Origin of the sequence: Arcticibacter svalbardensis MN12-7, from assembly GCF_000403135.1 — a bacterium.
Lineage (GTDB): Bacteria > Bacteroidota > Bacteroidia > Sphingobacteriales > Sphingobacteriaceae > Arcticibacter > Arcticibacter svalbardensis.
In genome coordinates this window covers 1-15,050 of the sequence record NZ_AQPN01000105.1, presented here as the reverse complement: position 1 = coordinate 15,050, position 15,050 = coordinate 1, and the positions used below count along the sequence as shown (strand labels likewise).

Annotated in this window: 3 protein-coding genes; all 3 read left to right on the top strand. The window is 38.3% G+C overall.

Going from position 1 to position 15,050, the window contains the following annotated elements:
* Nucleotides 1–105: 105 nt before the first annotated feature.
* Nucleotides 106–8,478 carry a PKD domain-containing protein gene (locus ADIARSV_RS14310; protein WP_040300184.1) on the top strand — a complete coding sequence of 2,791 codons (8,373 nt, stop codon included), beginning with the start codon at nt 106–108 and terminating at the stop codon, nt 8,476–8,478.
* Between the two features lie 3 nt (nt 8,479–8,481).
* The gene (locus tag ADIARSV_RS14305; RefSeq protein ID WP_083936592.1) at nt 8,482–9,504 is read left to right on the top strand and encodes a PorP/SprF family type IX secretion system membrane protein; all 1,023 of its coding nucleotides are present in this window, start codon (nt 8,482–8,484) and stop codon (nt 9,502–9,504) included.
* A gap of 42 nt (nt 9,505–9,546) precedes the next feature.
* On the top strand, nt 9,547–15,050 hold a 5,504-nt coding region (locus ADIARSV_RS14300), incomplete at its 3' end, for a beta strand repeat-containing protein (protein WP_040300182.1).

The following is a 15,050-nucleotide window of genomic DNA, read 5'->3' as shown; positions in this document are numbered from 1 at the left end:
TATTCATTAAGGAATAGTACCGGATCTGGTTGCTTAGTTATCATGCATAAAAAATTATTTATAATATCACTTTACCTCGTTTTTCTTTGTAATCTCAGTTTAAGCTTGGCTCAAACAATTACAATAGGAGTGGTTCCAACAGGACCATACGGGGTAGGAAGTGATATTACTGTACCCATTACTTTAGAGGGCAGCTTTAAGAAAGATTGCAAGTTTGAATTGTATTTGTCAGATGTCAGTGGAAGTTTTGTCAATCCAACTCTTATAGGTGTTTTTGATAGTCATTTTACAACATTTGTCAATGGCGTTATTCCTGCGGGTACACCAGCAGGGACTGGATATTTATTGCAAATTAGGGTAATAGAATCAGACTCTCAAGTCTTTGTTACATGCGATCATACAATCACTATTAATGACGCAATAGGTCCTAACATTAAGGTTTCGCCTTCGGATAATCAAATTTTAGTACCAAATCAAATTTGGGGTTACAATCCTTCTAAAATCAAAGATGATAATCACATAAATCTTGTAAATGAAACCGTTGGAGACGCTGTAGTTACAGGAACGTTAATCAATGACTATGAGCCTTCTAAAGAACCTTCAAATATTGTTTTTAATGCTTACAACAATTATATTATTCATTTAGAGATCGGGTATTATACAGTTGTTTTTAATGCCATAGATAAGGGTATTATTTCTTCTAAAAGTTATGTAATTCTTAACTCCACATTGAATTTGAGTCCCCAAATGGTTGGAGAGCCACTTGTTTGTATTCGTCAATCAAATAATTCAAACACAACCAGTCCTGATAATGGGATAATAACATTTTACGTTGATGTTAACCCTCCAAATGGTGAAAATACAGATAAAAGTATTTTTACAAATTATCCGGGGCTTATATATCGCTTTGAATGGGGGGATGGGGAAACTGATTATTTAAGTCAGCACGACTTAATCGATTCTAAAGGCTACGTAAAACATCAGTATAAGAAAAGCTCATGCGGACAGCCGGTAATTAATTTACCATCACCAAATCCTCCCATATACGATGCTTATTCAATAAACATAGTTAAAGAATCATCAATTTATTCAGAGGTGGTATTCCCTAAAACAGAATATGCCAAAGTCTTCTTAGCACCTGAAGCAGATTTTATAGTGTCAGGAGAAAGAGGGTGTGTGGGTAGATCGATCGTGTTTGATAATACCACTATACCTGGTAAATCGCAGGATGTATCAGGAGATGGGACTAGCTGTACAGAGTTTACTAGCTATAACTGGTACATAAAAAAGAGTACTGATTCAGAGTGGAACCGAATTCCCTCGCAACAACCAAGCTTAGATTATAAGTTTCTTTCAGCAGGGACTTATAATATAAAATTAGAGGCATGGAACCACAGTTGTTTAACGACTGAGAAAATTAAGGATATATGTATTGAACCTGACCCTGTACTTGATTTTATAATTAATCAGACAGGAGATTGTACTCCTACTACAACCTTAGAGGTTACTAATAAGACATCAGAAGTTGGGTTTTGTAAAATAACCTATTTATGGGAAGTGCTTGATTCATTAAGTGGTAAAGTTGTTAAAGATAATATCATATTTCAGACACCCGATACTAGTGCTTCACCTAAGATTAATATTATTAAACCGGGATCTTATATATTGAGACTTTCCGTCTCAAGTGCTTGTGGTGAAATTACCTTAGAGAAACCCTTTTTGGTAGCTGGGCCTTTAACAGTTGACTTCCCATTGAATGGAAAAGAGAAAAAGGAACAGTATTGCATTGAACTTCCTCATTCAATTAATTTTTCAAGTGATGAAAATCATATACCTACTTATGAAGGATTTGGAAAGGATAAAAGGTATCAATGGCAAGTATCGGGGGGAGTTCAAGGAGTAGATTACGATTTTGAAAATAATTCCGAAAGTAAAAAATATGCTGTTATAAAATTTTTAACACCGGGAGAGTACAAAGTAAATATTACTTATAGGAATGAGTGTAATGTGCCTGTAACTGATATTCAGAATATTACTTTTTATGGCCCTATCATTGTCCAAGCTGGAGAAGATGCTGTTGTATGTGATAATGTAAGTGCAAATAATATTAACACCTCTTATATTCTTAACGCGAATGTTCCTGAATCGTATCAAGGTGGGAAATGGACAGTTGAAGGTGGTCCTGAAGGTTCATTTTTTGATGGCGAGACAAAGCCAAAAGCAATTATATCGAATCTTAAACCGGGAGTCTATGAGTTGATGTGGTCTATCAGTAATCTCACATGTACAGCCTCTGATGTGATGAAATTGACGGTTTATGCTAAACCAGAAGGAGGAACAGTCTCTGGACCATCAAGTGTTTGTATTGGTGATTCTGGAACTTTAACTTCGGTAGGGGCTGTTGGAAAGATTGTTGGTTGGGAATCTTCTCTAGATAATGTTAACTGGAATCCTATCCCTAATACGGCTAATAATACTTATTCCTTTGCTAACTTACAACTAAAAACATATTTCAGGGTTGTAGTTGGAAGCGAAGGTTCTACTTGTTTGAAAGTAGTGAATTCATTGATATTAGAGGTGAGTCCTGATCCTATATCTGTAGGAGGTACAACTTCTGGTGAGAACACATTTTGTATAAATACGAATACTGCAACTCCGATTCTACTTACCGAGGGTACATATACAGGAAAGATTATTGGATGGCAAGAAATTACTGATGATGGCGCAATTCTGAAAGTATTTAAATCAACTGCTAATCCGTTTACCACCAACTCTAATCTTACAAAAACAACCCAATTCCGAGCAGTAGTTAAAAGTGGAGAATGTTCTATTTCTTATTCAACTGCTACTATTATTAGCATCATACCTGCACCAACAAAAGCAGATGCAGGTGATGATATTGCTTGCCTAGTTAGTCCCAACTATATATTACAGGGTAACGAGCCATTAGTGGGTAAGGGAATGTGGACAGAAGAATCCGGTTTAATAAAATTCGACGATCCTACTAAATATAATGCTACTGCAAGTCCTGTACAAAAAGGTAATCGTTATAAGTTTACCTGGACAATCTCAAATGGAGTTTGTGATCCGAGCACATCTACTGCAACGATAGATATTTTACAAGATATTATTAACACCATAAAGGCAGATAAGCCTGTTTCTTGTGTGAATGATGCAGTATCCTTAAGTACAAATGTACTCAGCGGAGGGGATGTTCCGGATCTTCGTAAACCTAAGTATACGTTTGTCTGGGAATCTTCACTCGATAATGGTGTTTCATGGAAGACCATGGCAATCTCTACAGAGAATATAACTGTTACTCCCAATGTCACCACAACATACAGGCGAAAAGTAACTAGCTGGGAAAGCTGTGAGATTTATGGAGTTGGAAGTACAGTAACGATCACTGTTAACCCCAGTACACCATTATCCAAAGCAGGTGACGATCAAGTATTATGTAATGTAAAGACCTTTCAGTTGGATGGTAATAATCCAGGTGCTTTTATAGGTACCTGGAAAGATCTTACTAAGGTGAGCTCTTTAAAATTTGTCGATGAACATCTTTTTGATACAGAGGTAACAGATTTAGAGGCTGGCAAAATTTATGATTTGCAGTGGACAATAGGAGGAACTGCTCCTTGTCCATCGCAACTTGATCAAGTAAAGATTACGAATAGAAAAGCTGTAACTGTAGCAACAGTTGGAATAGATCAACACATCTGTATAAAAAGTGATAATTCAAATAACCATATTGTTTTAACAGGAAATTCTCCTGATGCAGCTAATGGCGAAACTGGGATATGGAAACAGGTTGATGAAATACAGGGTTTAATCATAAAAGATCCAACCCTGTATAATACTGAGATCAGCGGATTAGTATCAGGCACATATACACTGGAATGGAAAATTACTAGTGATGCTACAAGTTTAGATCTGGCATGTAAAGAAAGTAAGACTGAATTAACAATTAAAGTAACTGCATATCCAATAGCTGGTACTATTTCGGGAGGCAACGTTTCACTATGTCAAGGAAATCCCGCAGGAGAACTAACACTTGAAAATTATTCAACAGCGGATTTACTTCAATGGGAATCTTCAAGTGCTACTGCTGGCTTTACACCAATTGACAATGCGATTACAGCAACCTTTCAACCTGGCAGTTTGTTGGAAACCACAAAATATAGAGTTAAAATAACCCAAGCTGGAGGTTGTGCGATTTCAGTATTTACTCCTGTTGTAGAAATCAAAGTGGATGTACCTACAGTAGGTGGTATTACTAGAAGTGATGTAGCTCAGGTTTGTATTGGGGATAACTCGGGTACTATTGTATTAAACGGGTATTTGGGATCTGTTGTAAGATGGGAAAGCTCAGTAGATAATCAGGAACCTTGGATTCCTATAAACACGACTGGGAGTTCATACGATTTTACCAATCTAAGCAAGAGTACTTGGTTTAGGGCAGTTGTGAGAAATGGTGCTTGTTCGCTAGAATTTTCTACTGCTGTATTCATAGACGTATTGCCTATGGTAACTGTTGCAAATGCGGGAGAAGATCAATATACCTGTAATGAAACGGTAATTTATTTACAAGGGAACCTAGAGGGAGATCCTGCAGTAAATGGCAGAGGGGTTTGGACTCAGGTGAGCGGTCCCCTTGGAGTTATTGAAGAACCTACTCTTCCGGGAACTCAAGTGAATGGATTAATTCCTGGGGTTTATGAATTTAAATGGACGATAAGCAATGGTATATGTGCCCCAACTGAGGATAACGTTACTATAAATAATTACCCTGTGCTTGTCAATCAGCTAGGGGGGGATGTTACAATTTGTTCTGGTCAGGGTGTATCGAATATTGGGCCGTTACCAACAGGTGGAGATCTTGTCTATAAATACCAATGGGAGATAAGTTCGAATAATATTGACTGGTCAGTAGTAAAAGAACAAACTTCTGTGGACTATACAGCTGTATTTATCACATCTACTTATATCAAAAGAACGGTTAAATCCGGACCATGTTCCGTTACCAGTAATGCAATTTTCGTTACGGTTCAACCTCCTTTAGGAAACAATGAAATATCAGAAATTCAAGATGTATGTTTAGGAGACCTAGCAGCAAAAATAACAGGAACCTTACCAACCGGTGGCGATAAACAGTATAGTTACCAATGGCAAAAGAGCATAGATAAAACTACGTGGATTGATCTCAAAATCGAGAGTACTCAAATTGATTTTCAGGATATCGTTTTATCCGAAAGTACCTGGTATAGAAGGGTAGTCACAACTGCTCTTTGTAACGGGGATCAAGAAAGCGTCAGTAATGAAATTAAAGTAACGGTCAATCCACTTTCAAAAGCAGAGTTTAGTGCAAGCACTTTAAAATCATGTGTGCCATTTGACCTGAAAGCAGTTATATCAGTAGAGCCTTATGAGGATCGCAATGCTTCATATGAGTGGTTTGCAAATGGAGCATCTATTGGTTCTGGTAAGGATTTTCCAGGCTACACGTTGATTGGTGACGGAGAACATGTTATTATTAAATTGGTTACCAAAAGCAAATTTGGATGTAAGGATGATAGTAGGGAATTGGAATTCGCAACAGTAGAAAATGTAAAAGCGAATTTTACTAAAGATAAAATCAAAGGGTGCGGACCTCTTACTGTTAATTTTATTAATACATCAAGTCCATTGGTAGGGGCAGATTATCTTTGGGATTTTGGAAACGGCCAGACATCAAAATTAGAACAACCAGGTGCAATTGATTTTCAACCACACCCATTACATCGGGACACTACCTATATAATAACATTAACAGCATCAACTGCTTGTCAAAGTACAGTATTCACTGAATCTGTCTTAGTAAGAGCAATGCCAAAAGTTACATTTTCTCCTGATAAAACTACAGGGTGCTCGCCTTTGGTAGTCAATTTTAGTAATCAATCTACAGGAATACCAAATACCTATACTTATGATTTTGGAGATGGGGGAAATCAGGTTATTAGCGATAACTCGGAGGTGACTCATACCTATCATACAGATAAAACGATAACAGTTATGGTAACGCTGACTGCCGTAAATGAGTGTGGAACGGATACTTATACTTATCCGATTGTCATATATCCAAATACAGTAACAGCTGAACTTGTGGTAGATGGCGACCGAAAATTTGGATGTGCCCCTTTCGTGGTTAAGTTCGATAATAATTCCTTAGGCGCCAATGATTTTTACTGGGATTTTAAAGATGGAGAGACTAAGAATACAACATCAGCGCCGGAATCGGTCTACCATACCTTTACAATTCCAGGCACTTATGAAGTAAGCTTATTGGCATCTAATGGATGTTCTTTCCAAACTACTACAGAAATTATAACAGTTTACCCAATACCTGATGCGAGTTTCACTTTACCAGGTGGAGAGTATTGTATGAAGAATCCAGTAGCGTTTTTTAGTAAAGATGCTCCTTCAAATATTTATAACTGGGATTTTGGTGACGGTACAACTAGCGATGTAGCAAACCCTATTCATGTTTTTACAATGGCAGGGGTGTTTAATGTAAAACTGATAGTATTCCAACCTCATCCTGATGGCAATAAATGTCCAAGCACAACCACACAGCAAATAGAGATTTTACCTTTACCTTTCGCTCAATTTATCAGCAATTCATATTCACTGAATTGTGTCCCCTTCAAAATGATTGTTAGTAGCACACCCGCGGATGCTGCTAATGTGGAATGGAACTTTGGGGATTCTGGTAGTGGAGATAATTTTGCTATTGGTTATACAGCAGAACATGTCTTTACTAAACCTGGGCTTTATAAAGTACAAGAGATAGCTTATAATGCTGCTGGATGTACGGAGACACTCATAAAAACAATAAAAATTACTGAGAGACCTCAAGCTGAATTTACAGCTTCAAGCACATTGATTTGCGGAAAAGATGCAACAATAAGTTTTGTGAATCAATCTACCTATGAAGGTACTGATATTGTGGTTTATAGGTGGTTTATTGACAATGTTGAGGTTTCGAAATTAAAAGATTTTGCTTATACTTTTAATATTCCTTCAGGCGCGATAATGCCTTTTAAATACGAAATAAAAATGATTGCCCTGAATACCCAGGGTTGTCCTGGTACCGCAATACATACTGTTCAATTCAATCCATTGCCAAAGGCTGATTTTGAGTCAATAGAAACTATTGCCTGTGCGCCTTTCAAACTGAAAATAACAAATAAATCGCAATATGCAGACCAATACGCCTGGTATCTTAATGGCGTGTTGGTGTCTAATGAAGCTACACCTGCAGGCATTATTTTATCTGAGCCTGATCAGACGTATACTTTAAAGCTGGTTTGTACTAATATTTATGGCTGTGAAGCGAGCAGTATAGAAAAGACGATCCTCACTTACCCTAAACCTAAAGCTGATTTTACTTTATTAGAAAGTGTAAGCTGTAATGGTAAGCTGGATATAAAGATCAGTAATACAAGCATCCGTGCTACAAAGTATGAATGGGATTTTGGAGATAACACTCCGATTTCAACTGAATCAGAGCCTTCACATATTTATGGACAGCCGGGCGTTTATTATCTGCAGTTAACTGCTAAGAGTGATTTTTGCACTGATACGCAAATCCAGACCATTCGTATAGCTGCATCACCTGAAGCTGCCTTCACTTCAGATATAACAAAGGGATGTACACAAATAGATGTTTTATTCCAGAACATCTCAGTTAATGCCAGTTCTTATCTATGGGATTTTGGAGACGGGACCTTTTCAACGACTAAAAATCCTAATCATATATTTAGTTATATTAAGTCTCCTTTTTCAGTTAAGCTAACCGCTTTTGGTGAATTTGGTTGTTCTGATATCACTGTATTAACAAATTATATTCAAGTCACTGCACCTCCTGTAGCCGATTTCGATGTATTGCCTGCTTCTGTTATCAAGATTCCGGATTACACTTTTACGTTTAAAAACACGAGCACTGGCGATCCAGTCACACAGCAATGGTCATTTGGCGATGGTAAATTCTCAACAGAGGAAAGCCCGTCTCATACTTACATTAATACAGGTGTCCATGATGTTCAGCTTGTTGTTACTAATGTAGAAGGCTGTACGAACACCCTTGTTAAGACAGTTCAAATTGATGGTGTGCCAGGCTACCTATATGTGCCAAGTGGATTTGAACCTGAAAGTTTTAAAAATGAGCTGAAGACCTTTATTCCTAAAGGTTCGGGTATCGCTAAATACACCATAAAGATCTACAACAAATGGGGGGAAATGATTTGGCAAAGCGACAAGCTGGATGAAAATGGTACTCCAACAGAAGGATGGGATGGACAGATGGCAGGACAAATGGCTCCACAAGGTGTGTATGTCTGGGAGATCTCAGCCACATTCATTGATGGGAATAAATGGACTGGAATGAAATATGAAACTGGCGCTGCACGAACTGTAGGCTCCGTACACTTAATACGATAAAAGATGAAGAAAATATTTACATATATAGCTTTCATGTTGCTGTCTGTATTACAGGTAAGGGGACAGGATCATATATATTCTCAGTTTTATAACTCACCCAATTACCTTAATCCGGCATTAAACGGGCAGTTTGAAGGTGATCTTAGGATGAATATGATCTATCGAAGTCAATGGACATCATTGCCTGGTGCTTTAACTTATTTTACCCTTTCAGCAGATTACAATGTGCCACTTTTAAATGGTGGAATAGGGCTGATGGTTACCAGTTCAAATGAAGGAACAGCCTATTTAAGAAAATTGAATGTTTCGGGAATCTATTCATACAGTGTTGACTTTGATAATGCGGTATTATCCTTTGGATTACAGGGTGGATTGACACAACGTAAAATAGACTTTAGTAAGATTGTATTCGGCGATCAAATTGATCCTGTTATAGGAATCATTCCAGGGGCAGTATCGGGGGCAACCTATCCTGACTTAAACAATAAATACTTTTTTGATGCCGGTACAGGTGTCAATCTGGTAGTTGGAAAGTTGATGACAGGTCTATCTGCGCAACATATCAACAGGCCAAATGAATCTTTCACTGGTACCAAATCCACTTTACCGCTACGAGTTAACGGACATGTCAGCTATCGACTTTCTTTAGACCCTTATGATGAAGAGAACGGACCGGTATTAATACCCTCTGTCCTGTATTATAATCAGGCTAAGGTAAGTTCAGTCAGTGCTGGTTTTCAGTATAAATATAAGTCTGCTAATGTGGGTTTATGGTACCGGAGTAATTCGGACGGTCAAAGTGACGCAGTAGTAGTATCGCTCATTTTCGACGTGTTTCTACGGAAAGACATGTATGATAAAGTACGGTTAGGGGTAAGTCATGATGGCACATTATCCAAGCTGAAGTATGGAAATACATCAGGAACTACAGAAGGAGCACTAAGTTATGAAACCACTTTTCCTTCAAGAGGGCAGACAGACAAGGGGCACAGGAGTAGTGGAAACAGGTGTTATGATTTTTATTAGACAGAAAAAGAAAGCAATGCTTAAGATATATAAAATACAATTATGACAAAAATTATAAATTGCCATATTAATAAAGCAGTTAGGCATATTGCCCTAATTGTGGGCTTGTTATATTCATTTAGTGCAAAAGCTCAGGTTGGAATAGGGACAACATCTCCTGATCCAAGTGCACAACTAGAGGTTTTTTCAAACTCGAAAGGGGTGCTTATTTCACGGATGACGGTATTGCAACGTACTAGTATTGCAAGTCCTGCTATAGGTTTATTAGTTTATCAGACTGATAACACGCCTGGCTTCTATTTTTACAATAGTGGACAATGGCAAAGATTGGCAAATAGTACTGAGATAGTAACAGGAGGGGGAAATGGTACGAATGGTAATAGCCTATTAAATGGAACATCAAATCCAGCTTCAAGTATCGGAAGTAATGGGGATTTTTATATTAATACCTCAGCTTATACTTTATTTGGCCCTAAAACAAACGGGGCATGGTCAGCCAATGGCATTTCTATAGTAGGAACTGGTACCATACCTCAACCGGTAACCTCAACCGGAACAATATTAATTACTAATGGCGAAAAAGCGGCCTTAGCTCCTATGGTATTGGATCTTGCGGATAAATCGGTAACAGCCATTAAAGTGGCCAATAAAGCGATAACAAATAGTGCGCTTGATAAGTCAAATATCCCATTGAGTGGTTTTGAAATACCTAGTGCTGATATATCTATGGGAGGATATAAGCTAACTAATCTGGCGCTTCCTACAAACAATAAAGATGCAGCAAATAAAAAATATGTAGATGATAAATTTGCATCTGAAAGCGGTAGTGGTTCTACATCTATATTAAGTCTGGATGCTGCTCAGAATTTATCAATCAAGGGTGGAAATGCAGTAAGTCTTGCTGACTTGTATCAGTCACTAAGTCTTGCAGGAACTGTACTTTCCATATCTGGCCCTAGAGATAGTCATGTTGACTTGGCAGGAATACTTGCTATGGCAGGTGGAGGAACAAGTAGTGGCGGGTTAGTGGTTCATGATGCAACATTAACTGGAAACGGCGTAGCCGCTAGTCCTTTAGGTTTAGCAAGTCAGGGAATCAACCCATCTAAAATGAATGGCATCACTTCGAATGGAACAAGTGGACAAGTGTTATCCTCTAATGGAGGCGGTGGATTTTTATGGGCGGATGCAGGATCAGGAAGTGGAAGTGGATCAGGAATAACAGGTATCACCACATTTGGAGGATTGTCTTCAACTACAAATAATAATATTTCAAATATTGGAATAAACGATGCCGCTCTTGCTTTACAAAAACTGGCGTTTATTCCTACAGAAACCATTTTAGGTAACTCATCATCCAGTTCGGCATCACCAACTGCCATTCCAATGAATAGTTTAAAGACCATGTTGTCGTTAACTAAAAATGATGTTGGTTTAGGGAATGTACAAAATTTAGATCAAACCAATGCCTCGAATCTAACTTCAGGTACGATCTTAACTGCAAGATATGGAAGTTCATCAATTCCTGTAAGCGCAGTAATTGGAAACGGGAAATCTGATAATTATCTGAGAGGAGATGGAACATGGGGTCCTATATCAGGAGGGACTGATGATCAAACTGCTTCGGAAGTACTTGTTAATGCTATTATAGGAGTTTCAGGTACAAATGTTCAAGGGGTTTTGGAAGGCTTAAAAGGACTAGTGGATGTAAATAAATCAGATATAAGCTCAAAACTTGTAGGTAACACTTCTATTACAGGTAATACCAAAACTAAAATAACATACGATTCAAAAGGCTTAGTCACTAAAGGAGAAGATGCAACAACTGCTGACATTGCTTCATCATTAGATAAAAGATATGTTACAGATGCTCAGTTAGCATTAATTGGTAGTCTAAATGGCGGTAACACAGGGGCCCAAAGTGCTGCAACAACTTCGGTTACCCCAACTACCACTTTAACGTCTACGAATGTACAAGCAGCATTGGAAGAATTACAAGGAGAGATTACCACATCAGCTTCCGGAGGAATGACAGCTGTTTCCCATGATGGCACATTGACAGGAGATGGCAACATTACACCTTTAAGTTTAGTGAACATTGGAACTGCAGCAACATACAGATCGGTAACAACAGATGCGTATGGAAGAGTAGTTTCCGGTACTAATCCTACCACACTTGCTGATTATGGAATCACAGATGCCAAAGTAGATAATTTGTCAGACGTATCTATAACATCAAAACTGGACGGAGATGCCTTGGTTTGGGATGCTTCTCTTTTGAAATGGGTAAATAAATCAGCTGTAAGTTCATTGCCAACTGCAACGACAACAACATCAGGACTTTTTTCTGCAACAGATAAAAGTAAACTGGATGGCTTGTCAAATTATACATTGCCACAAGCTTCAGCATCAGTCCTTGGTGGAATCAAAGTAGGATCAACTCTTACCATTGATGGAAATGGAGTATTGAATGGGACAGCTGTTGTTCAAGATGCTACTACTACTACAAAAGGGAAAATCATGTTAAGTGGAGATTTAGGGGGTACTGCTGATATTCCTAAAGTAATTTCTGTAGGAGGCTCTACGGCAGCAGAGATATGGAGTGCTGCAGAATTTATAAAGGCAGCAACATCCGCAAGCACTCCTAATACATTAGTGAAAAGAGATGCTTCTGGAAATATTGTAGTTGGGACAGTTACAGGTAGTCTTTCTGGAAATGCCACGACGGCCACATCGGCCGTTTCAATAAGCGGGACAGTATTGGTTAAGAATGGAGGAACAGGAATTACCTCATATATTCCTGGCAATTATATTAATGCGTTGGATGCAAATACACTTCAACAAATGACTCCTTCTCAGGTTAAGTCAGACCTTAAACTAGATCTTGTAAATAACACAAAGGATATAGATAAACCAATAAGTACATATGCTCAGGCTGCTTTAGATTTAAAGGAAGATAAAACTAATAAACTTGAGGATATAAGTTTGGATCCAACTTCTACCGTTAAGTACCCAACGGTAAACGCCGCTAGAGCTTATGTTGACAAAAAGGTAAATGATGCTGTCATTTCTGCTGGTTCGGTTCCTGATGCAACTACAATTTTATTAGGTAAAATACAGTTGGCAGGTGATCTGGCAGGAATAGCATCAGCGCCAACTGTCCCGAAATTGGCGTCAAAAGAGGATTTAATTACTAATCTTCCTGTTAGTAAAGGTGGAACAGGAATTACATCTTATGATATAGGTAACTATATTAAAGCGTCGGGTGTCACTGTTCTTCAGCAAAGAACGCCTTTACAAGTTAAAGAAGATCTAAATCTAAATCTTTTAAATAATACGAGTGATGCTAATAAACCAGTTAGCACAGATATGCAATCTGCTCTTGATAAGAAAATTAATCTATTAGAAAAAGCAGCGAAAAATGGTGTGGCAACTTTAGATGCTTTAGGTAAAATTCCAACTGATCAAATTCCTCCTATTACCTTTGCGAGAGTAGATGTATTGAGTAGCGAATCTGCAATGCTGTCATTAAATGCTGCTGTAGTGGGTAGTATAGCTATTAGATCAGATAACAGCAAAAGTTATGTGCTAGCTCAAATTCCTTCATCCGTTCTTGCTAATTGGAAAGAGCTGCTTACACCTGCCTCTTCTCCTGTTCAGTCTGTTAATGGTAAAACAGGTACTATCACTTTATATAAAGCAGACCTGAGTTTAGGAAGTGTAGATAATACGACCGATTTGAATAAGCCAGTTAGTACTTTAGTGCAAACCGCATTAGATTTAAAAGAAGATAAGACGAATAAAAGTATTGATGTATCTGCCGATGGTTTATCAAGTACTAAATATCCCTCTGTAAAAGCAGTTAAAGATTATGTGGATGCTCAAACTACTGCTGGTGCTTCTGATGCAACTACAGCTGTAAGAGGGATAGTTCAACTTACAAATGATTTAGGGGGAACAGCAACTTCTCCAACAGTGCTAAAAGTAGGCAATTCGTCAGCTTCTAATATCAGCGCAGCTACAGTATTAGCTAACGCGGCAACAAGTGTTAATACTGCAAGTACTATTGTAAGAAGGGATGCGTCAGGTAATTTTGCAGCAGGTACTATTACGGGGAGTTTATCTGGCAATGCGTCAACCGCAACTACAATCACTAGTACTTTAGGTGTTGCCAAAGGAGGAACAGGGCTTTCAGTCTATACTGCTGGAAGTTATATTAATGCTCTAAATACAACTACACTTCAACAAAGGACTCCTACACAGGTTAAAGCTGACCTGGGCCTTGCAAATGTAGATAATACCAGTGATCTTGGGAAGCCTATAAGTACTCTCACACAATCTTCGTTAGATGGGAAGGAGGTGACATCCAATAAAAGTCAAACTATTACAACGGATGGTTCATCAACAGATAAATATCCTTCTGTAAAAGCGATAAAGGGGTATGTTGATAGTGAGATAAGTAAAGTTGGTACAGGCGGGGGAAGTGTTGCTGAGGCAACCACAACAGCAACTGGTATAATTAAACTAGCTGGTGATTTAGGAGGATTGGCTTCCTCTCCAACGGTAATAGGACTATCGGGTAAAGAAATTACTTCAAATAAAAGTCTCAGTATTTCAAGTGATGGAACTTCAGATACCAAATACCCATCTGTAAAAGCGGTAAAAAGCTATGTAGATGGTATAGTGCAAGACGCAGATCTTACAGCTATTGCAGTACTTACAGGAACAGGGTTGGTAGCAAGAACAGCAAATGGGCTCGCTACAACTCGAAGTATTATGCCCGGCTCAACAAATGTTACTGTGACTTATGGTAATGGGGTGTCAGGAGATCCTACTATTGATATTGCAAATACAACAGTAGTTGCCAATTCATATGTATCAGCAAATATCACTGTGGATGCAAAGGGAAGGATAACCGCAGCCTCAAATGGAACAGTTGGTGGTGGTGGAGCTGCAACAAATATTACATATACACCTTCGCCAAATGACGGAAAGATTAATTCTTCTACCGGAACACCGGCTTCTATTCCGGTCGGTTCTACCATAAATGCAAGCTTAATGCTTCCTAATGATAAAGCCAAATTAGACAAGATTGAAGATATAAAAACTACTGATGCTAATAAAGTCCTAACAGTAGATGGTACTAGTAAAATAGCAACTTGGGTTGCGTTGCCTGCAGGAGGCAGTGGAGGCGGAAGTAGTGATGTGATCTATAGTCCAACGGATCCGACAAACTCATTGAGTTCATATTCTTCTGGAATTGAATTCTTAAAAGTAAAAGCGTCAGGCCCCGGTGTTACAGTACAAAGAACTGTAGGAGCTGGTGGAATAAATAATAAATTTATTATAACTGTTCCAGCAGGTATCTCTTTAGAGGCAGTAAGAATGAACGGAGATAATAAGTTGTTGGGAAAAGAACAAACTGATACACCTCCTGGAACAGTCTTTATAGATGTAGTCTATGCAAGTAGCTCTAACATGAATACTAAATTAGAAGACTTTTGGCCTCCTGTGTCACATACCTACATTGATAGAAGAACATCTCC